We start from the raw sequence: 20,421 nt of genomic DNA on the forward strand, positions 1-20,421 counted from the left end.
GCGCATTGAAGGAGGGAAATAACTGCGCGGTGCGTGGCGGTCTCACCGGATGTGAGCCGTTGAGGACGTACAATACTGCGTGGCATGTTGCACCTCAACATGTCGTTTTCCCTAGCCATCTACGCATTCCCGTGCCCTCGTCATGCGGCGCCCGCACCGCCCCGGAAGCGGCTTTGCGCGCCGCACCCGAACCCGCGGATTGCGCTTGCCGCGCGCCCCTATCGCGATGCCAGACACGCCCCAGTCCAACGCCTTGCACGACTTCGATACCTACGGTGCCAACGGTGCCTCGGCGCTCGCCGTACCGTTCGACACCACGCCCGGCTTCTCCGTGCTCGGCGAGAAATTCTTCACGCGCCTGCAGCCAACGCCGCTGCCCTCGCCGTACCTGGTAGGCGTGGCGCCGGCCGCCGCGGCGCTGCTTGGCTGGGATGGCGGCGTGGGCGCCGAGCCCGGCTTTGTCGAGACCTTTGTCGGCAACCAGGTGCCCCGCTGGGCCGATCCCATTGCTACGGTCTATTCCGGACACCAGTTCGGCATCTGGGCCGGGCAACTCGGCGACGGCCGCGCGATCCGGCTGGCACAGGCCGACACGGCCACGGGCCCCTGGGAAATCCAGCTCAAGGGCGCCGGACTGACGCCCTACTCGCGCATGGCCGATGGCCGCGCGGTGCTGCGCTCGTCGATCCGCGAGTACTTGTGCTCGGAAGCAATGGCCGCGCTCGGCGTGCCGACCACGCGCGCGCTCAGCATCGTCGGCTCGGATGCACCGGTGCGGCGCGAAACCATCGAGACCTCGGCGGTGGTCACGCGCCTGGCGCCGACCTTTATCCGCTTCGGGCATTTCGAGCATTTCGCCGCGCATGACGACGTGGCCTCGCTGCGCCAGCTGGCAGACTTCGTCATCGACAACTTCATGCCGGCGTTGCGCGACGAGGCACAGCCATACCAGGCGCTGCTGCGCGAAGTCTCGCTGCGCACTGCCGACCTGGTCGCGCACTGGCAGGCCATCGGCTTCTGTCACGGGGTGATGAACACCGACAATATGTCGATCCTGGGACTGACCATCGACTACGGCCCGTTCGGCTTCCTCGATGCATTCGACGCCAACCATATCTGCAACCACTCCGATACGCAGGGCCGCTACGCCTACAGCCAGCAGCCGCAGGTGGCATTCTGGAATTTGCACTGCCTGGCACAGGCGCTGCTGCCGCTGTGGCTGCCGGCGGTGGACGCCGACAAGGAAGGCGCCCGCGATGCCGCCATCGAATCGGCGCGCACGGCGCTCGATCCGTTCCGCGACCGCTATGCTGCCGCCTTCTTCCGCCACTACCGTGCCAAGCTTGGCCTGCGCCCGCCGGCCGGCGGCGATGACAAGGTTGACGAGCCCCTGCTGACCAGCCTGTTCCAGCTGCTGCACGGTCAGCGCGTCGACTACACGCTGTTCTGGCGCAAGCTGTGCGGCATCTCGTCGCACGATGCCTCGCGCGATGCGCCGGTGCGCGACCTGTTCCTGGACCGCGCGGCCTTCGACGCCTGGGCCGTCGACTACCGCGCGCGGCTGCGTGCGGAGCAATCGGACGACGCCGCGCGCGAGCTGGAAATGCTGGCGGTGAACCCCAAATACGTGCTGCGCAATCACCTGGCCGAGACCGCGATCCGGCACGCACGAGAAAAGGATTTCAGCGAAACTGGGCGCCTGCTGGCGGTGCTGTCGCGCCCCTTCGACGAGCAGCCCGAGGCCGACCACTATGCCGCGCTGCCGCCCGACTGGGCCGCCGGGCTGGAAGTCAGCTGCTCGTCGTGACCGGATTGCTCATGTGCCCGAGCCTGCACGCCGGCGCCATCCGGTGTAAGGTTCGCGCCAGTGCGCCGACCAACGAAGGTTCCGGGGCCAGGAGTTCCGAGGCCAGAAGTTCCGAGGCCAATATCCCGGGCAAGACCGTGAGGAAACGACAATGACCACCACCAAGACCGACGCCGAGTGGCGCGACCAGCTCTCCGACATCGAATACCGTGTGACGCGCGAAGCCGCGACCGAGCGCCCCTTCACCGGCCGCTACTGGGATCACTGGGAACGCGGCATCTACAACTGCGTCGGCTGCGGCACGCCGCTGTTCGAGTCCGCCACCAAGTTCGATGCCGGCTGCGGCTGGCCCAGCTATTTCCGCCCCATCAACGGCGAGGTCATTGCCGAACATGCCGACCACACCCACGGCATGGTGCGGGTGGAAGTCCGCTGCAAGGAATGCGGCAGCCACCTGGGCCATGTGTTCGAGGACGGGCCGGCCCCGACCGGCCTGCGCTATTGCATCAACTCGGCTGCGTTAAAATTCGACGATCGCGACCCGGCGCAGCGTGAGGCGGATCATGCCCACGATGCCGGCAGCGGCAACGAACCCCGGCGCGACCCGCAGCGCTGACAAGCGCCGGCCATCGGGCCGGCAACAACCTGGTACCGCATGAAATTCCTGTTCGACCTGTTCCCGGTCATCCTGTTTTTCGCCGCCTTCAAGCTGGCCGACATTTACACCGCCACTGCCGTGGCCATTGCCGCCACGGTGGTGCAGATCGGCTGGGTCTGGTTTCGCCACCGCAAGGTCGAGCCGATGCAGTGGGTCAGCCTGCTGATCATCGCCGTATTCGGCGGCGCCACGCTGGTGCTGCACAACGAAACCTTCATCAAGTGGAAGCCGACGGTGCTCTACTGGATGTTCGCCGTGGCACTACTGGGCTCGGCGATGGTCTGGCGCAAGAACCTGATCCGCGCCATGATGGAAAAGCAGGTCACCCTGCCCGATCCGGTGTGGGCGCGCCTGAATGCCGCCTGGGCCGGGTTCTTCGCGGCCATGGGTGTGCTGAACCTCTACGTGGCCTATCAGTTTTCCACCGACGTCTGGGTCAACTTCAAGCTGTTCGGCAGCATGGGGCTGATGCTGGTGTTCATCGTCGCGCAGAGCGTCTGGCTGTCGCGGCACATGCCCGAGAACAGCCAGGACTGACGCTTCTGCCGTTTTATCCCCGATAAGGAAACTACCGATGGCAGCCAATCCCGCCACGATCGAGGCACTGCTGCGCGAAGCGCTCGCCCCCAGCTACCTGGCCGTGCGCGACGACAGCGCACTGCACGCCGGACATGCCGGCGCCGCATCCGGAGGCGGACATTACGACGTGACAATCGTCAGCGAGCGCTTTGCAGGTCACAGCCGGGTTGCGCGACACCGCATGGTGTATGATGCGCTGCGCAGTCTGTTCCCCGCGCAGATCCACGCCTTGGCCGTGACTGCGTACACCGACCAAGAGTACCAATCGCGCGCATGAGCGCGCTTCTTTCAGCAACTCTCAGACCAGATTCCATGAAGACCACCGTCCTCTCGTTCAGCCTGGCGGCTGTGCTTGCAGCTGGCAGCTTGCCGGCCATCGCCCAGAATGCCGCCGTCGTGAATGGCAAGGCCATTCCGTCGACAAAGCTGGACAAGTTGATCGCCGGCACCGGCCAGCCCGACAATCCGGAGCTGCGCAAGCGTGGCCGCGACATGCTGATCGACCGCGAACTACTCGTGCAGGAAGCCAACAAGCGCGGCCTGACCCAGCGCGACGACGTGCAGGAGCAACTGGAACAGGCACGCCTGAACGTGCTGGCCGGCGCGGTATTTGAGGACTACGTCAAGACCCACGGCGCCAGCGACGCCGAGCTGCGCAAGCAGTACGACAAGATCAAGTCGCAATTCGGAAATGGCAAGGAATACCATGCCCGCCATATCCTGGTGGAGAAGGAAGCCGACGCCAAGGCGATCATCGCCAAGATCAAGGGCGGCGCCAAGTTCGAAGACCAAGCCAAGGCCGCCTCGAAGGACCCGGGCTCGGCTGCCAACGGTGGCGACCTGGACTGGGCCAACAGCGGCAGCTACGTGCCGGAGTTCTCGGCGGCCATGACCGGCCTGAAGAAGGGCCAGATGACCGATACGCCGGTCAAGACGCAGTTCGGCTGGCACATCATCGAGCTGGTCGACGTGCGTGAAGCGAAGATCCCGTCATTCGAAGAGGTCAAGCCGCAGCTGATGCAGATGCTGATGGGTGACCAGAACTGGCAGCGCGAGCAGTTCCAGGCCATGATGAAGTCGCTGAAGGACAAGGCGAAAATCCAGTAATCACGGACCGGTCGCCCCCACCGGTCCTGCAAGGTTGAACGATGCAGCGTGTGGAGACGACCGCCCCCTACTGGCAACTGTGGCATCTCACGTCCCGGGGCATGTGCTATTGCGCGCTGGCCTGGACGACTCTGGACGGCGCCGCCCCTGGCTGGCGCCAGCTCCACCCCTACCTTCCCCTGCGTGACCGTTATGCGCCCGAGAAGATCCTGCATGCCGTGGTGGCGTACAAGGAGGCTCGGGGTGAAATCAAGCCTGCACCTGGATTTGAATCGGGGCGGATGTTGACTTATGCGTATGCGTCTTGGAGTTCTAGGTTGATGGCGTAGGTTTTGGGGTGAATCGGCTTTAGTAGATTATCGACGGTCCTCGCAGCTGGTGACATGCTGTCGGCCGTTGATGCGTCGCTGTCGCTGATGGTGACATGTTATCGGCCGTTGCTGCGTCGCTGTCGCTGTTGGTGACATGCTGTCGGCCGTTGAAGCGCCTGGTTCCGCCCTGCTGGGCGGGTCACTTTTTGTCCGAGCGACAAAAAGTAACCAAAAAGCGCGTCGCCTGCGGCTGGCTGAGCCAATTTGGCGCTTCTGGCTATATGGGCGGCGTTGGTCTCAGTGAAGCGTGGTCGCGATGCCAGCCTGCTACGCCAGGTGAGTGAGTGTGGGTGCCTGGCGAATCCCCACTTTTGAACCATCCCCAGGACGGGCGTAGGCCGCCTGCTACCAGGGGGATCGCGTCATCGCCTACGGCTGCGCTGCGCGCGGCTCAGTCTCGCCGGTGAAATTCTCGGGCACGGACCTGCGTCGCTACGCTCGCAGGGCGCTGTTGGTGACCAAGTCGAAATCAGCCGCCCAGCCACCTTAGGGCCCGCGCGTAGCGCAGCCGAAGGCGTCCCACCGATACGGCATGCAGCAGGCGGCCTACGCCCGGCATGGGGATCGTTCAATAGTCGATTAACGCCAGGCACTATCCCTAACTCACCTGGCGTTAGCAGGCTCGAACGGCCACCCAAGCCAAAACGGAAATCACCGCCGCCCGAACCACCCACGCCGCCAACTTGATAGCCAGCCGCTCAGGCGACGCGTTTTTTGGTTACTTTTTGGCGCTCGGCCAAAAAGTGACCCGCCCAGGAGGGCGGAACTAGGCGCTTCAACGGCCAACAGCATGCCACCAACTGCGACAAAGCGCTTCAAAAGCCCGACAGCATGTCACCAACCGCGAGGTCCCTAGGCGCAAGACAGATCCCAAGCCTTACCCCACCCACTTCCTGGCATTCCTGAACATCCGCATCCACGGGCTACCACCATCGCCAACCTGCTTCCAAGCATCCGGCGCCCAGCTCATCGTGGCAGCACGGAACACACGCTCAGGATGCGGCATCAGCACGGTAAAGCGCCCATCGACAGTAGTCACCGAGGTGATGCCCTCAGGCGAACCATTCGGATTCAACGGATAGCTCTGCGTCACCGCGCCGTAGTTGTCGACGAAACGCAGCGCAACGTTGGCCTCGCCGATATTCCCCTGCTGCGAAAAGTCCGCATACCCTTCACCGTGCGCAACCACGATAGGAATGCGGCTACCTTCCATGCCAGCAAAGAAGATCGACGGCGACGACTGCACCTCCACCGTGACATAACGCGCCTCGTACTGCTCCGACTGGTTACGCGTGAACTGCGGCCACGCCCCCGCCCCCGGAATGATCGGCGCCAGGTTGCTCATCATCTGGCAACCATTGCAGACGCCCAGCGCAAACGTGTCCTCGCGATTGAAGAACGCCGCGAACTGCTCGGCCATCTGCGCATTGAACAGGATGGTCTTGGCCCAGCCCTCGCCCGCGCCCAGCACGTCGCCGTAGCTGAAGCCGCCGCAGGCAACAAAGCCCGTGAAATCCGCCAGGTTGGCACGCCCGGCGATCAGGTCGCTCATATGCACATCATGCGTATCGAAGCCCGCACGATCCATGCTGTAGGCCATCTCGATCTGCGAGTTGACGCCCTGCTCCCGCAGGATCGCCACGCGCGGACGCGCGCCGGTAGCGATGAACGGCGCGGCGATGTCCTCCGCCGGATCGAACGTCAGCACCGGGCTGATGCCCGGATCGGCGGCGTCCAGCAGGCGGTCATACTCGCTGTCGGCGCAGGCCGGGTTGTCGCGCAGGCGCGCGATGCGCCAGCTGACCTCGCTCCAGTTGCGCTGCAGGTCCGTGCGCGACGCGCCGAACACCTTCTTGGCATCGCGGTAGATCTCGACCTGGTCGGTGGTGTTGGGCTTGCCGACCACGTGACTGCATGCGGACAGGCCAGCCTCGCGCAGCACCGCGAAGACCGCGTCGCGGTCCTGCAGGCGCACCTGCACCACCGCGCCCAGTTCTTCCGAGAACAGTGCGCGCAGGGTCTGGTCGTTGCGGCGCTCGGCGATCTGCTGGGCCCAGTTCTTGGCGTCGCCGTAGTCCTGTTCCTGCTGCGGATCGAGCGCCAGCATGTCGACGTTCAGCGACACGCCGCAGTGGCCGGCAAAGGCCATCTCGGCCAGCGTGGCGATGAAGCCGCCATCGGAACGGTCATGGTAGGCCAGCAGCTTGCCCTCGCGGTTCAGGCGCTGGATGACGTTGAAGAAGTTCTTCAGGTCTTCAGCGCTGTCGACGTCCGGCGCGCTGTCGCCCACCTGCTGCGTGACCTGCGCCAGGATGCTGCCGCCCATGCGGTTCTTGCCGCGGCTCAGGTCGACGGCGATCAGCACGGTGTCGCCGGCGTCGGTGCGCAGTTGCGGCGTCAGCGTGCGGTTGACGTCGTCCACCGCGGCAAAGGCCGAGATGATCAGCGATACCGGGGCCACCACTTCCTTGTCGACGCCCTCGTCCTGCCACTTGGTGCGCATCGACAGCGAATCCTTGCCCACCGGGATGCTGATGCCCAGCGCCGGGCACAGCTCCATGCCGACGGCATGCACGGTGTCGTACAGCTTTGCATCTTCACCTTCGACGCCGCAGGCAGCCATCCAGTTGGCCGACAGCTTGACCTTGCCCAGCTCCTTGACCGGTGCGGCCGCCAGGTTGGTCAGCGCCTCGCCGATCGCCATGCGGCCCGAGGCCGGTGCATCGATCACGGCCAGCGGCGTGCGCTCGCCCATGGTCATCGCCTCGCCGGCATTGCCCTTGTAGTCCAGCGTGGTCACGGCCACGTCGGCCACCGGCACCTGCCACGGACCGACCATCTGGTCGCGTGCGTTCATGCCGCCCACGGTGCGGTCGCCGATCGAGATCAGGAACGACTTGCTGGCCACGGTCGGATGACGCAGCACGTCGCGCACGGCCTGCTCCAGGCTAATGCTGGTCACGTCCACCGCCGGCAACGGCTGCTCGACGCGCTTGACGTCGCGGTGCATGCGCGGCGGCTTGCCCAGCAGCACGTCCATCGGCATGTTGACGGCGTAGTGCTCCTTGAGCGCAGCGTCGACGCTGGCATCGACCAGTTGCAGCTGCTTTTCCTCGGTGGCGATGCCGACCACGGCGAATGGCGAACGTTCGCGCTCGCACATGGCCTGGAACTGCGGGAAGCTGTCCGGCGCGATCGCCAGCACATAGCGCTCCTGCGACTCGTTGCACCAGATTTCCGCCGGCGACAGGCCGGACTCTTCCAGGTGCACCTGGCGCAGGTCGAAGCGCGCGCCACGGTCGGCGCCGTCCACCAGTTCAGGGAAGGCGTTGGAGATGCCGCCAGCACCGACGTCGTGGATCGAGAGGATCGGGTTGGCGTCGCCAAGCTGCCAGCACGCGTTGATCACTTCCTGCGCGCGGCGCTCCATCTCTGGGTTGCCGCGCTGGACCGAGTCGAAGTCCAGGTCGGCGGTGTTGGTGCCGGTTGCCATCGAGCTGGCGGCGCCGCCGCCCATGCCGATGCGCATGCCCGGGCCGCCCAGCTGGATCAGCAGCGTGCCGGCCGGCAGCGGGTTCTTGTGCGTGTGCGAGGCATCGATATTGCCAATGCCGCCGGCGATCATGATCGGCTTGTGGTAGCCGCGCACGGTGCCGCCGACGTTCTGCTCGTAGACGCGGAAGTAGCCACCCAGGTTGGCGCGGCCGAATTCATTGTTGAACGCGGCGCCGCCGAGCGGGCCGTCGATCATGATCTGCAGCGGCGAGGCGATGCGGTCCGGCTTGCCGGTCACGCCAGGCTTGTCGTCGGGGTTGCGGTGCGCCACCGGCTGGGCGGCGTCGCGGTCGTTTTCCCAGGACTCCACCGCCTCGGGCAGCATCAGGTTGGACACCGTGAAGCCGGTCAGGCCGGCCTTGGGCTTGGCGCCGCGGCCAGTCGCGCCTTCGTCGCGGATTTCACCGCCGGCGCCGGTCGAGGCACCCGGGAACGGCGAGATCGCGGTCGGGTGGTTGTGCGTCTCCACCTTCATCAGCGTGTGCGTCAGCGCCTCGTGGCGGCCGTACTTGTGGCTGTCGCCGCGCGGGAACCAGCGCTCGGCCACGTCGCCTTCCATCACCGCCGAGTTGTCCGAATAGGCCACGATCGAGCCCTGCGGATTGAGCTCGTGCGTATTGCGGATCATCGCGAACAGCGACTTGTCCTGCTGCACGCCGTCGATGGTCCAGGTGGCGTTGAAAATCTTGTGGCGGCAGTGTTCGCTGTTGGCCTGCGCGAACATCATCAGCTCGACGTCGGTCGGGTTGCGCTCCAGCTTGCCGTAGGCGTCGACCAGGTAGTCGATCTCGTCCTCGGACAGCGCCAGGCCCATCTCGACGTTGGCCGCGGCCAGCGCGCTGCGGCCGGCGGAGATGTCGATGAAGCGCAGCGGCTTGGCCGGCAGTTCCTGGAACAGGCCGGCGGCATCGTCGCGCGAGGCCACCACGGTCTCGGTCATGCGGTCGAACAGGTGCGCGGCGACGGCGGCGCGGGTGTCCGCGTCCAGCGACTTGCGGCCGCGCAGCAGGCCCTTCTTGCAGATCACGGTGATCTCGATGCCGCGCTCGATGCGGTGGATATGCGTCAGGCCGCAGTTATGGGCGATGTCGGTGGCCTTGCTGGCCCACGGCGAGATCGTGCCGAAGCGCGGGATCACGACGAAGCGGTCGCCCTCGGGCTGCTCGGCGAACGGTGCGCCATAGGTCAGCAGCGCCGCCACGCGCGACTGGTCGTCGGCCGACAGCGGCGTCTGCGCGTCAACAAAATGCAGGAACTGGCCGTGCACCGATTCGATATCGGCATCGATTTGCCGCAGGGCGGTAAGCAGGCGTTGCTGACGGAAGGCGGAAAGCGCCAAAGCGCCGGGGAAGCACGAGAAATGCGCCATGATCGTAGCGGTCGGGAGGCGTGTAGTAAGGCCGGGAAGGCCTGGGTAATGGCTGGGTATGGCTGCTGCTTGGCCGGCACCGCTGCATGGGGTGTCCGGCTGGCGGGAAACCGCTATTGTACCTTGCCGAGGGCGGGATTTTGCACTGCGCCATCACGACGGCTCCGTGCTACACGGATTCGTGATAATGCTTATGCATCACTTTACGCAATTTATCGCCCATGCGGCATGTGCGACCGCCGGGCCGACACCGGGCCGAATCTCGCCTGCCATGCACGGCAGGCGGCGCTTATGCGCGCCATTCGGCATTTTTAGCTTGACACTTGATTCCCGAATTATGAGCATGGTCACCACCCCCGGTACCGCAACCCCGCGCCCATGCCATCCATGCTTCCCGATCTCGATACCCTGAACACCCGCCTGCGCGAGGGCGCCACCAGCCGCGCGGCGATCCTCGAGCAGGCCGCCGCCGCGGCAGCCGGGCCCGCCGCCGAGGCGGTGTTCCTGCACAGCACGTTCGAGGCTGCCGCCCAGGTTGCCCGCGCCGCCGATGCCGCCAGCGGTGCCGGCAAGACGCTGCACCCGCTGGCCGGCCTGCCGGTCTCGGTGAAAGACCTCTATGACATCGCCGGAGAAGTCACGCGCGCAGCCTCGGTCGTGCGCCGCGATGCCGCCCCGGCGACGGCGGACGCGACCGTGGTGGCGCGCCTGCGCCAGGCGGGCGCCGCCCTCGTCGGCCGCACCAATATGACGGAGTTCGCCTTCTCCGGCGTCGGCATCAATCCCCACTACGGCACGCCGGCCAACCCGGCCAGCGAGCCCGGCACGCCGCGCATTCCCGGCGGGTCGTCGTCGGGCGCGGCAGTGTCGGTGGCGCTCGGGCTGGCGGTCGCCGCGCTCGGCAGCGATACCGGCGGCTCGATCCGCATCCCGGCCGCGCTGTGCGGCATCACCGGTTTCAAGCCGACTGCCCGGCGCGTGCCGCTGACCGGCGCCTTCCCGTTGTCGTATACGCTCGACACCGCGTGCGCCATGGCGCGCACGGTCGGCGACTGCGTCGCGGTCGATGCCGTGATCGCCGACCAGGCGGTGCTGCCGCGTGTCACCAGCCCGACGGCGACGCGGCTGGCAATTCCGCGCCAGTACCTGCTGGACGACCTCGACCCCGTCGTGGCCCGCGCCTTCGACCGCGCACTCGGCCGGCTGTCGGCCGCCGGCGTGCAGCTGGAACACGTCGACCTGCCCGAGCTTGGCGAGCTCGCCGCCCTGAACGCACAGGGCGGCTTCAGCGCGCCCGAGGCCTATGCCATCCACCGCCATGTACTGGCCGGCAAGCGCGAGCTGTACGACCCGCGCGTGGCGTCGCGCATCGACCGCGGCGCAACGGTCAGCGCCGCCGACTATATCGACCTGGGCCGCGCCCGCCTCGACTGGATCGCCCGCATGGAAGCGCGCCTGGCCCGCTTCGACGCCGTGGTGTGCCCGACCGTGCCGATGGTTGCGCCCGAGATCGCCCCGCTGCGCACCGATGACGCGCAGTTCTTCCGCGTCAATGCCCTGCTGTTGCGCAATACCTCGGCCTTCAACTTCTTCGACGGCTGCTCGATCTCGATGCCCTGCCATGCGCCGGACGAACTGCCGGTCGGGCTGATGCTGTCGCACGGCCCGATGCGCGATGCCGGACTGCTGGGCACGGCGCTTGCATTGGAACGGATCGTGCAACCGTCTTCGCGCGACGACTGAGACCGCCGCCGCGCTGTTGATCTTGCGCCGACCGCGGCCCGCCGCGCAAGGCACCAGGTAGTACGCAGACAAGCTGTACAACCGCGCCCCCGAGCGCACACCAGGAGAGATCGAGATGCGAGTCAAGGCAATCGTTGCGGCTGGCCTGGCGCTGGCCGCCATGACGGTACAGGCGGATATCAAGTGGGACCTGCCCACCGGCTACCCGGCGAGCAACCTGCATACGGAAAACCTGCAGCAGATGGCCAACGACGTCGACAAGGCGACCGGCGGCAAGCTCAAGATCGTGCTGCATCCCAATGGCTCGCTGCTCAAGGCCAACGAGATCAAGCGCGGCGTGCAGACCGGCCAGGTGCAGATGGGCGAGATCCTGATGTCGCTGCTGGCCAACGAGAATCCGGTGTTCGGCGTGGATTCGGTGCCATTCCTGGCCACCAGTTATGGCGATGCCTACAGGCTGTGGCAGGCCTCGCGCCCGGTCACAGAGAAGGTGCTCGACAAGCAGGGCATCAAGCTGCTCTATGCGGTGGCATGGCCGCCCCAGGGCATCTACGCCAACAAGCCGATCAACTCGGCCGCCGACATGAAGGGACTGAAGTGGCGGGCCTACAACCCGGCCACCTCGCGCATCGCCGAACTGGTCAGCGCGCAGCCGGTGACGATCCAGGCGGCCGACCTGGCGCAGGCGCTGGCCACCGGCACGGTCAATTCGTTCATGTCGTCGGGGGCGACAGGGGTCGACACCAAGGTGTGGGAAAGCGTGAAGTACTTCTACACCGTGGATGCGTGGCTGCCCAAGAACATGCTGGTGGTCAGCAAGAAGGCCTTCGCGGCGCTGGACAAGCCCACGCAGGACGCGCTGCTCAAGGCCGTCGCCGACGCCGAGAAGCGCGGCTGGCAGGTCTCGGAGCAGAAGACCAGGGAGTACCTGGCCACCTTGTCGAAGAACGGCATGACGGTGCAGGCGCCCTCGCCGCAGCTCAAGGCCGACATGCAGAAGGTCGGCCAGACCATGGTGGACGACTGGGCCAAGACCGCGGGCGATGACGGGAAGGCCATCCTCAACGCTTATCGCAAGTAAGCAAGCAAGCCCGTACCGCAGCCTTCCCGCCAGGCCGCGCAGGCTGGCATGGCGGGAATTCCTTCCTTCCTGACGCTGCCATCATGCCGACTACCCCACTCCCCAAGCGCTGGCTCGACCGTCTGCTCGACCTGTTCGCCGCGCTCGGCGCGCTCTGCATTTTCGCCGTCTGCGTGATCATGATCCTGATGTCGCTGTCGCGCGAGACCGCGGTGATCTTCAAGGGCGGCGACGATATCGTCGCGTGGCTGTGCGCGGCCTCGGCCTTTCTCGTCCTGGGCCAGACTTTCCAGCACGGCGGCATCGTGCGCGTGGAAATGCTGCTCGAAGCCGTCGGCCCACGCCTGCGCTGGGTGCTGGAGGTGGTCTCGCTGACCGTCTGCCTGGCGTTTGCCGCCTACGCGGCATGGGCACTCGGCACCTTCGCCTGGCAAAGCTGGGACATCGGCGATGTCTCGCAGGGACAGATCGTGATCCCGCTGTGGATTCCGCAGAGCTTCGCGGTGGTGGGCATCATCGGCTTCCTGCTGGCGGTGGCCGACGAATGGCTGCGCGTGCTGCGCCGGCAGAAGCCGCGCTACCGGCTCGCGCAGGAAGCCAGGCTCGCCGCCGGCGATTTCGGGGAGACGGTCTGATGAGCACAGTCCTGGTTGCATTGGTCCTGCTGCTGGTGCTGATCGTCTTCCTGGCGATCGGCGCGTGGATCCCGGTGGCCATCGCGGTCACGTCGTGGATCGGGCTGGTGGTCTTCTCCGACCGCGAGGCGCTGGTGAGCCTGGCCAACGCGTGGTGGTCGTCGAGTGCGTCGTACACGCTGGCCTCGCTGCCGCTCTTTGTCTGGATGGGCGAGATCCTGTTCCGCACCAAGCTGTCGGAGCAGATGTTCACCGGGCTTTCGCCGTGGTTGAACTGGCTGCCAGGGCGGCTGATGCACGTTAACATCCTGGGTTGCGGCATCTTCGGCTCGGTGTCGGGATCGTCTGCGGCGACGTGCGCCACCATCGCCAAGTCCGCGTTGCCGGAGCTGACGCGGCGCGGCTATGACGAGCGCACCACGCTCGGCTCGCTGTCTTGCGCGGGCACGCTGGGCATCCTGATCCCGCCGTCGATCACGATGGTGGTGTATGCGGTGTCGGCGGACGTGTCGATCATCCGCGTGTTCCTGGCCGGCTTTATCCCCGGGCTGATGCTGATGCTGCTGTTCTCCGGCTATATCGTTGTCTGGGCGCTGGCCAACCCGGACAAGACCCCGGCGCCAGACCGCTTCGACTGGCACGCGCGGCTGGCGTCGATCCGTCAGCTGCTGCCGTGCATCGTGCTGATCGCCTTTATCGCGTGGGTGATGGTCACCGGTTATGCCACCGCGACCGAAGCGGCGGCTTACGGCGTGGTGGCGTCGCTGGGGCTGGCGTGGGCGGGCGGCTCGCTGACGCGCGCGGCGTTCTGGGACAGCCTGATGTCGGCGACGCGGCTGACCGCGATGATCATGTTCGTGCTCGGCGCCACCTCGTTCCTGTCGGTGACGATGAGCTTTACCGGCATCCCGCGCGCACTGGCCGAGTGGGTGGCGGCGCTGCAACTGTCGCCGTGGGCGCTGATCGCGGTGCTGACGGTGATCTACATCGTGCTCGGCACCGCGCTGGACGGCATCTCGATGATCGCGCTGACGACTGCCACGGTGCTGCCGATGGTGCAGGCGGCCGGGTTCGACCTGGTCTGGTTCGGCATCTTCATCGTGCTGCTGGTGGAGATCGCCGAGGTGACGCCGCCGGTGGGGTTCAACCTGTTCGTGCTGCAGAGCATGACCGGCAAGGACAGCAACTATATCGCCCGGGTCTCGCTGCCGTTCTTCATGATGATGGTGGTCGCCATCGGCATCATCACGATCTGGCCGCAGGTGGTGACGTGGCTGCCTGACCTGGTCATGCAGCAGGAGGTCAAATAGCATGGGCCCGGCGCCGCTCGTGCGCCGCTGCGCTGGGCGGAGGCCGCTGACCGCATGCATGTGATTGTCATCGGCGCCGGCGTAATCGGCGTCTGTTCCGCGTGGTACCTGCGCCAGGCCGGTTTCGACGTGACCGTGCTGGAGCGGCGCGCCGCGCCCGCGCAGGAAACCAGCTTCGGCAATGCCGGCATGATCGCGCCGGGCTATGTCACGCCGTGGGCGGCGCCGGGCATGCCGGGCAAGGTGCTGCGCACGCTGTTCGCGCGCGAGGCGCCGGTGGTGTTCCGCCCGTCGGCGGACCCGGCGATGTGGCGCTGGATCGCGCGCTGGCTGCGCGAATGCGATCTGGAACGCTACCGTGCCAACAAGCTGCGCATGCAGCGGCTGGCGTTCTACAGCCGCGCCTGCCTGCACCGGCTGCGCAGTGAACTGGAGATCGACTACGAGCAGTCGCAAGGCTACCTGCAGCTGTTCCGCACCGCGCGCGACCTGGACGTGGCAGGCCCCGCGGTGGCGCTGCTGCGCGAGAACAATGTGCCGCACCGGCTGGTCAGCGCGCAGGAATGCCGGCGCATCGAACCCGGCCTGGCGGCCGATACGCCGCTGGCCGGCGGCCTGCACCTGCCCGAGGATGAGTCCGGCAACTGCCCGATGTTCGTGCGCGCGCTGCACCGGCATGCCGAGGCGGCGGGGGTCGCATTTCGCTTCGAAGCTCAGGTAGCGCGCATCCGGCCAGACCAGCGTGGCAAGCTGCAGGTCGAACTCGCGCACGGCAAGAGCGAGAGCGCGCTGGTGCTGGCCGCCGACCGCGTGCTGGTCGCCGCCGGGGTCGACAGTGTCCCGCTGCTGCGGCCGCTGGGCCTGCGCGTGCCGCTGTATCCGGTCAAGGGATACTCGATCACGCTGCTGGTGCGCGACGAACTGCAGGCGCCGCTGGGCGCGCTGATGGACGAGTCGTACAAGATCGCGATCACGCGGCTGGGCAACCGCATGCGCGTCGCCGGCACGGCCGAGCTGGGTTCGCGCCGGCTCGACCTGCGCCCCGCCGCGCTGCGCACACTGGTCAAGGTAGCGCGCGACTGGTTCCCGGTGGCGGGCAACTACCAGGAAGCCACGCAATGGGCCGGTGCGCGCCCGATGCTGCCGGACGGACCGCCGCTGATCGGCCCCACCGCCGTGCCCGGCCTGTTCCTTAACCTCGGCCACGGCTCGACGGGCTGGGCGATGAGCTGCGGATCAGGCAAGATTGCGGCTGACCAGATCGCCGCCAGCGCCGGCGCGGCACGCGGGCCCGACATCGACATGGAGGGACTGCTGCCGGACCGCTATGGCCTTGGCCCCGCCGGATAGCCACCATGAGCCACCCTGCCACTTCCACCGCCGCGCCGCAAGACCAGGGCGACGGCTGGTTCGAGCTCGACGCCGCCTCGCCCTTGGCTGTGCCGCTGTACGACGTCGCCGCCATCCGCCGCATCGAGAATGCCGCATTCGCACGACTGCCTTCGTTCACGCTGATGTCGCGCGCCGGCGCTGCCGCCGCGGACTGGCTGGCGCGGCATGCGCCGGCGGGTCCATTGTTATTTCTTGCCGGGCCGGGCAACAACGGTGGCGACGCACTGGTGGCCGCGACGCTGCTGCACGGCGCGGGCCGCACGGTGCAGGTATGGATCGCGGCGAACCCGGCCCGGCTGCCGGCCGATGCGGCGATCGCGTGGCAGCAGGCGCAGGCGGCCGGCGTGCCGATCCGAGAAGCCGGGGAGATGCCGGCATCCGCATCGGATCCCGCACCGGAGTGGCCGCCACAGGCCGCCGCCATCGTCGACGGCCTGCTCGGCATCGGGCTGAACCGCGCGGCCAGCGGCGCCATGGCGTGGTGGATCGAGCAGGTTAACCGCAGCGGGCTGCCGGTATTCGCGCTCGACATTCCCAGCGGGCTGTTCGCCGATACCGGTGCGGGCGCACCGGCGATCCGCGCCCGCCGCACGCTGACCTTCATTGCCGCCAAGCCCGGCCTGCTGACGCTGGATGGCCGCGATTGTGCCGGCGCCGTCGACATCGCGCCGATCGGCCTCGACTATCCTCCCGCGGAACCGCCGCATGCAATGGCCAACGGCACGGCGCTGTTCGGCGCAGCGCTGCCGCGACGGCACCATGCCGGCAACAAGGGCACGCATGGCTCGCTGGCGGTGATCGGCGGCAACCACGGCATGACGGGCGCGCCCTTGCTCGGTGCCCGTGCCGCGCAGTTCCTGGGCGCGGGCAAGGTCCATATCGGCTTTCTGGCGCAGCCGGCGCCGCTGCTCGACCCGGTGCATCCGGAACTGATGCTGCATGCGCTGGACGGCCTGGCGCCGGGCGCAATGTCGGCACTAGTGATCGGCCCCGGGCTTGGCACCGACGCCACGGCGCAGCGACACTTCGCGCGGCTGCTGCAGGCACTAGCCACGACGCCGGTGCCGACGGTGCTCGACGCGGATGCGCTCAACCTGCTCGCTGCCGATCCCGCCCATGCCGGCGCGCTGGCCGCCGCCCGCGCACCCTGCGTGATGACGCCGCACCCGCTTGAAGCGGCGCGCCTGATGGGCACCTCGGTGACGGACGTGCAGCGCGACCGCATCGCGGCGGCCACCGCGCTGGCCAGGCAATGGCAGGCGGTGGTCGTGCTGAAGGGCTCGGGATCGGTGATCGCAGCGCCGGACGGCAGTCCCGCCACACTGAACCCGACCGGCAACGCGGCGCTGGCCAGCGCCGGCACCGGCGACGTGCTGGCCGGCATGATCGGCGCATTGCTGGCGCAGGGCATGCCGCCGCTGCCGGCCGCGCAGGCGGCGGTATGGATCCACGGCCAGGCGGCGGACGACCTCGTCACGCAAGGCACCGGACCGGCCGGCGTGACCGCCAGCGAACTGTACCTGCCCGCGCGCGCCGTATTCAACCGGTTGCTCACGGAGAGCGGCGCGTGACGTCCGGTGCGCCGGTCACGACGCGGCCGTCAGACAACGTCCGATAGCTGGCTGGCACGCCGGATGCTATGTTGCAAGTGGTAACGATATGGCGTGGCGACCTGCACGGATGGTCACATTGCTGACGCTATACTTCCTGTCTGCGACTCGGCTCGCGCCCCTGCAACCTGAATTGTCCTGCATGCCCACTGACCTTCACGCCTGGAACGCCCTGCTTCGGCACCATGACACGATTCGCGATGCACAGATGCGCGAGTGGTTCGATGCCGATGGCAAGCAGCGCGTCGCGCAGTTTTCGCTGGAAGCCGCCGGCCTCTATCTCGACTATTCGAAGAACCGCATCACGCCCGAGACCATGCGGCTGCTGGTGCAACTGGCAGCCGAATCCGGTGTGCCGCAGCGGCGCGACGCGATGTTTGCCGGCGAGCATATCAACACCACCGAGGACCGCGCGGCGCTGCATGTGGCGCTGCGCGCCACGGCCGGTGATGGCTACAAGGTCGACGGCGAGCGCGTCATGCCGGCCATCCAGCAGGTGTTGGTGCGCATGCGCGACTTCTCCGAGCGCGTGCGCAGCGGCGCATGGAAAGGCGCCACGGGCGAACGCATCACCGACGTGATCAACATCGGCATCGGCGGCTCCGACCTCGGGCCGCGCATGGTATGCCGCGCGCTGTCGCACCTGTCCGACGCTGATGGCCACGACGGCCCGCGCATGCACTTCGTCTCCAATGTCGACGGCACCGACCTCGCCGAAACGCTGGTGCGCCTCGACCCGCAACGTACGCTGGTGATCGTCTGTTCCAAGACCTTCACCACGCTGGAAACCATGGCCAATGCGCGCAGCGCGCGTGCCTGGTTCATCGCCAGCGGGGTGGCCGAGAACGACCTGGCCAAGCATTTCGTCGCGGTCTCGACCAATACCGACGCGGTGCGCGAGTTCGGCATCGATCCCGCCAACATGTTCGAGTTCTGGGACTGGATCGGCGGGCGCTTCTCGCTGTGGTCGTCGGTCGGCCTGTCGATCACGCTGGCGGTGGGCTTCAACGCCTTTGCCGACCTGCTCGCCGGCGGCCACGCCATGGACGAGCACTTCCGCACCGCGCCGCTGGAGCGCAACATGCCGGTGATCCTCGGCATGCTGGGCATCTGGTACCGCAATTTCTGGCACCTGCCGACCAGCTGCATGGCGCCCTACTCGACTTCGCTCGAACTGTTCCCCGCATTCCTGCAGCAGCTGGAGATGGAGAGCAACGGCAAGTCGGTGCAGCTCGACGGGCAGCGCGTGCGCACGCATACCTCGCCGGTGGTGTGGGGCACGGCCGGCACCAACGGCCAGCATGCCTACTTCCAGCAGATTCACCAGGGCTCGCAAGTGGTGCCGGTGGATTTCGTCGCGCCGCTGGTGCCGCCGCGCCGGCTGCCGGGCCATCACGCCAAGCTGCTCGCCAACTGCTTTGCGCAGGCCGAGGCGCTGATGCGCGGCCGCAGCGCCGACGAGCTGCGCGCCGCGGGGCTGAACGACGAAGTTCGCATCGCCCATATGGTGTTCGATGGCAACCGGCCCAGCAATACCTTGCTGATGGAGGACCTGACGCCGCACGTGCTGGGCGCGCTGATCGCGCTCTATGAGCATCGCACCTTCGTGCAGGGCGTGGTGTGGAAGATCAATTCGTTCGACCAGTGGGGCGTGGAACTGGGCAAGATCCTCGCGCGGCCGATCGAAGCCGAGCTCACCGGCGCCGGCACCGGCCAGCACGACGCCTCGACCGCGGCGCTGATCGAGCGCGCCCGCGCGGTCCTGAAGGCAGGCGCCGCCAGCTAGCGCGTCAGACCTCAGCGCCCATCCATTCGTCGCTGGCCACACGGCCGGCGTCGATGGTCAGGATGCGCCCACAGCGTGCCGCCACCGAGCGGTCATGCGTGACCAGCACCAGCGTCGAGCCGGCGTCGCGGTTGAGCGCGAACATCAGCGCGATCACCGCCTCGCCGGTGGCCGTGTCGAGGCTGCCGGTGGGTTCGTCGGCAAACAGGATGTCGGGACGCGCGACGAACGCGCGTGCCAGCGCCACGCGCTGCTGCTCGCCGCCCGACAACGTGCGCGGATAGTGGCTCAGGCGCGCTCCCAGGCCGACGCGTTGCAGCATGTCCACCGCGCGCTCGCGCACCTGCGACGTTTCACCGCGCAATTCCAGCGGCAGCATCACGTTTTCCAGCGCGGTCAGGTGCCCCACCAGCTGGAACGACTGGAACACAAAGCCGACATGCCGGCCGCGCAGCGCTGCGCGCTGGTCCTCGTCCAGTGCATACAGGTCCTGCCCATGCAGGCGCACCGTGCCCGCGCTGGGCAGGTCCAGCCCGGCCAGCAGTCCCAGCAGCGTCGACTTGCCCGAGCCGGACGCGCCCACGATGGCCAGCGTTTCACCCGGCGTGACGGAAAACGACACCTCGTGCAAAATCGTCAGCGAACCTGTCGTGTCGGCTACGGTCTTTCCAAGGGACTCGACGGCAAGAATGGAAGGGGACATGGATAAAGTGATCCGAGTGATCGGAGAAATCCGGCACAAAAGGCGCAGGCTGCTGCTGGCAGCCGCGGCGACGCTGACGATGTTGGGCGGGATGCAGCCCGCACAGGCCGCAGCGCCTGCGTTGCTGGTGCTGGGCGACAGCCTGTCCGCCGAATACGGCATCACGCGCGGCACCGGCTGGGTCACCCTGCTGCAAGACCGGCTCAGGCAAGAGCGCTTCGATTATAACGTCGTCAATGCCAGCATCAGCGGCGAGACCACCATCGGCGGCAAGACTCGCTTGCCGGACCTGTTGTCGCGGCACAAGCCGGCCATCGTGGTGGTGGAGCTGGGTGCCAACGACGCCCTGCGCGGCCTGCCGCTGCAGACCACGGAGTCCAACCTGCGCCAGATCGTCAGCAGCGCGCAGAAGGCCGGCGCCGGGGTGCTGCTGGTCGGCATGCGCATCCCGCCCAACTATGGCCAGGACTACACCGAAAAGTTCTTCTCGCTGTATCCGAAGCTGGCCGGCGAATACAAGGTGCGGCTGGTGCCGTTCTTCCTCGACAAGGTGATGGCCAGGCAGGATTGGTTCCAGCCGGACCGCATCCACCCCACCGCCGAGGCGCAGCCGGCACTGCTGGAGACGGTGTGGCCGCAGCTCAAGCCGATGCTCAAGCGTAACGCTGACAGGTAGACGATTAAGAGATAAGAGACGATCACGGCGAAGCTTCCA

15 protein-coding genes are annotated in these 20,421 nt (G+C 67.1%); 13 read left to right on the top strand and 2 right to left on the bottom strand.

Annotated features, from left to right (window positions below):
• The first annotated feature begins 226 nt into the window (after nt 1-226).
• The 5 genes from IPF36_RS26785 (at nt 227) to IPF36_RS26805 (ending at nt 4,151) form a co-directional block, all read left to right on the top strand.
• Nucleotides 227-1,807, top strand: coding sequence for a YdiU family protein (locus tag IPF36_RS26785; protein ID WP_135706247.1), 1,581 nt, complete (start codon nt 227-229; stop codon nt 1,805-1,807).
• 151 nt (nt 1,808-1,958) lie between these two features.
• A complete protein-coding gene (gene msrB, locus IPF36_RS26790; protein WP_063242135.1) occupies nt 1,959-2,423 on the top strand; it encodes a peptide-methionine (R)-S-oxide reductase MsrB in 465 nt (154 codons plus the stop codon).
• Between the two features lie 39 nt (nt 2,424-2,462).
• Nucleotides 2,463-3,002, top strand: a complete 540-nt coding sequence (locus tag IPF36_RS26795) for a septation protein A (RefSeq protein ID WP_133098356.1) — start codon at nt 2,463-2,465, stop codon at nt 3,000-3,002.
• Between the two features lie 37 nt (nt 3,003-3,039).
• A complete protein-coding gene (locus IPF36_RS26800) occupies nt 3,040-3,321 on the top strand; it encodes a BolA family transcriptional regulator (protein WP_135705056.1) in 282 nt (93 codons plus the stop codon).
• Between the two features lie 35 nt (nt 3,322-3,356).
• Entirely contained in the window at nt 3,357-4,151 is a 795-nt protein-coding gene (locus IPF36_RS26805; protein ID WP_133098354.1) for a peptidylprolyl isomerase, read from the top strand.
• 1,248 nt (nt 4,152-5,399) lie between these two features.
• On the opposite strand, the gene purL is transcribed toward IPF36_RS26805, so the two are convergent.
• Nucleotides 5,400-9,446 carry a phosphoribosylformylglycinamidine synthase gene (gene purL, locus IPF36_RS26810; RefSeq protein WP_135705055.1) on the bottom strand — a complete coding sequence of 1,349 codons (4,047 nt, stop codon included), beginning with the start codon at nt 9,444-9,446 and terminating at the stop codon, nt 5,400-5,402.
• A gap of 378 nt (nt 9,447-9,824) precedes the next feature.
• Between purL and IPF36_RS26815 the strand changes: the two genes are divergently transcribed.
• From IPF36_RS26815 to pgi, 7 genes are all read left to right on the top strand, one after another.
• Nucleotides 9,825-11,189, top strand: a complete 1,365-nt coding sequence (locus tag IPF36_RS26815) for an amidase (RefSeq protein WP_195431409.1) — start codon at nt 9,825-9,827, stop codon at nt 11,187-11,189.
• A gap of 115 nt (nt 11,190-11,304) precedes the next feature.
• Nucleotides 11,305-12,270, top strand: coding sequence for a TRAP transporter substrate-binding protein (locus IPF36_RS26820; RefSeq protein WP_133096877.1), 966 nt, complete (start codon nt 11,305-11,307; stop codon nt 12,268-12,270).
• A gap of 83 nt (nt 12,271-12,353) precedes the next feature.
• Nucleotides 12,354-12,905 (top strand): TRAP transporter small permease subunit, encoded by a 552-nt coding sequence (locus IPF36_RS26825; RefSeq protein WP_135705052.1) that lies wholly within the window; start codon nt 12,354-12,356, stop codon nt 12,903-12,905.
• The gene (locus IPF36_RS26830) at nt 12,905-14,215 is read left to right on the top strand and encodes a TRAP transporter large permease (RefSeq protein WP_133096875.1); all 1,311 of its coding nucleotides are present in this window, start codon (nt 12,905-12,907) and stop codon (nt 14,213-14,215) included. Before IPF36_RS26825 ends, IPF36_RS26830 begins: the two co-directional genes overlap by 1 nt.
• 54 nt (nt 14,216-14,269) lie before the next feature.
• Complete coding sequence (locus tag IPF36_RS26835; RefSeq protein ID WP_135705051.1) at nt 14,270-15,565, top strand: D-amino acid dehydrogenase; 1,296 nt, start codon at nt 14,270-14,272, stop codon at nt 15,563-15,565.
• Nucleotides 15,566-15,570: 5 nt separating this feature from the next.
• A complete protein-coding gene (locus IPF36_RS26840) occupies nt 15,571-17,178 on the top strand; it encodes an NAD(P)H-hydrate dehydratase (RefSeq protein WP_195431411.1) in 1,608 nt (535 codons plus the stop codon).
• Between the two features lie 181 nt (nt 17,179-17,359).
• Entirely contained in the window at nt 17,360-19,003 is a 1,644-nt protein-coding gene (gene pgi / locus IPF36_RS26845) for a glucose-6-phosphate isomerase (protein ID WP_133096872.1), read from the top strand.
• A 4-nt stretch (nt 19,004-19,007) separates the two neighbouring features.
• Here pgi and IPF36_RS26850 read toward each other — a convergent pair whose 3' ends face one another.
• Nucleotides 19,008-19,706: an ABC transporter ATP-binding protein gene (locus tag IPF36_RS26850; protein WP_195431413.1), complete on the bottom strand. Its 699-nt coding sequence runs from the start codon at nt 19,704-19,706 to the stop codon at nt 19,008-19,010.
• Nucleotides 19,707-19,785: 79 nt separating this feature from the next.
• Here IPF36_RS26850 and IPF36_RS26855 point away from each other — a divergent pair, with 79 nt between their 5' ends.
• On the top strand, nt 19,786-20,382 hold the full coding sequence (locus tag IPF36_RS26855; protein WP_240745989.1) for an arylesterase: 597 nt from the start codon (nt 19,786-19,788) through the stop codon (nt 20,380-20,382).
• Nucleotides 20,383-20,421 lie beyond the last annotated feature (39 nt).

Origin of the sequence: Cupriavidus sp. IK-TO18 (assembly GCF_015549295.1) — a bacterium.
GTDB lineage: Bacteria > Pseudomonadota > Gammaproteobacteria > Burkholderiales > Burkholderiaceae > Cupriavidus > Cupriavidus oxalaticus_A.

Coding starts and splice junctions, on each gene's coding strand:
- IPF36_RS26785 (WP_135706247.1), top strand. CDS start 227: ATGCCAGACACGCCCCAGTCCAACGCCTTGCACGACTTCGATACCTAC.
- msrB (WP_063242135.1), top strand. CDS start 1,959: ATGACCACCACCAAGACCGACGCCGAGTGGCGCGACCAGCTCTCCGAC.
- IPF36_RS26795 (WP_133098356.1), top strand. CDS start 2,463: ATGAAATTCCTGTTCGACCTGTTCCCGGTCATCCTGTTTTTCGCCGCC.
- IPF36_RS26800 (WP_135705056.1), top strand. CDS start 3,040: ATGGCAGCCAATCCCGCCACGATCGAGGCACTGCTGCGCGAAGCGCTC.
- IPF36_RS26805 (WP_133098354.1), top strand. CDS start 3,357: ATGAAGACCACCGTCCTCTCGTTCAGCCTGGCGGCTGTGCTTGCAGCT.
- purL (WP_135705055.1), bottom strand. CDS start 9,446: ATGGCGCATTTCTCGTGCTTCCCCGGCGCTTTGGCGCTTTCCGCCTTC.
- IPF36_RS26815 (WP_195431409.1), top strand. CDS start 9,825: ATGCCATCCATGCTTCCCGATCTCGATACCCTGAACACCCGCCTGCGC.
- IPF36_RS26820 (WP_133096877.1), top strand. CDS start 11,305: ATGCGAGTCAAGGCAATCGTTGCGGCTGGCCTGGCGCTGGCCGCCATG.
- IPF36_RS26825 (WP_135705052.1), top strand. CDS start 12,354: ATGCCGACTACCCCACTCCCCAAGCGCTGGCTCGACCGTCTGCTCGAC.
- IPF36_RS26830 (WP_133096875.1), top strand. CDS start 12,905: ATGAGCACAGTCCTGGTTGCATTGGTCCTGCTGCTGGTGCTGATCGTC.
- IPF36_RS26835 (WP_135705051.1), top strand. CDS start 14,270: ATGCATGTGATTGTCATCGGCGCCGGCGTAATCGGCGTCTGTTCCGCG.
- IPF36_RS26840 (WP_195431411.1), top strand. CDS start 15,571: ATGAGCCACCCTGCCACTTCCACCGCCGCGCCGCAAGACCAGGGCGAC.
- pgi (WP_133096872.1), top strand. CDS start 17,360: ATGCCCACTGACCTTCACGCCTGGAACGCCCTGCTTCGGCACCATGAC.
- IPF36_RS26850 (WP_195431413.1), bottom strand. CDS start 19,706: ATGTCCCCTTCCATTCTTGCCGTCGAGTCCCTTGGAAAGACCGTAGCC.
- IPF36_RS26855 (WP_240745989.1), top strand. CDS start 19,786: ATGTTGGGCGGGATGCAGCCCGCACAGGCCGCAGCGCCTGCGTTGCTG.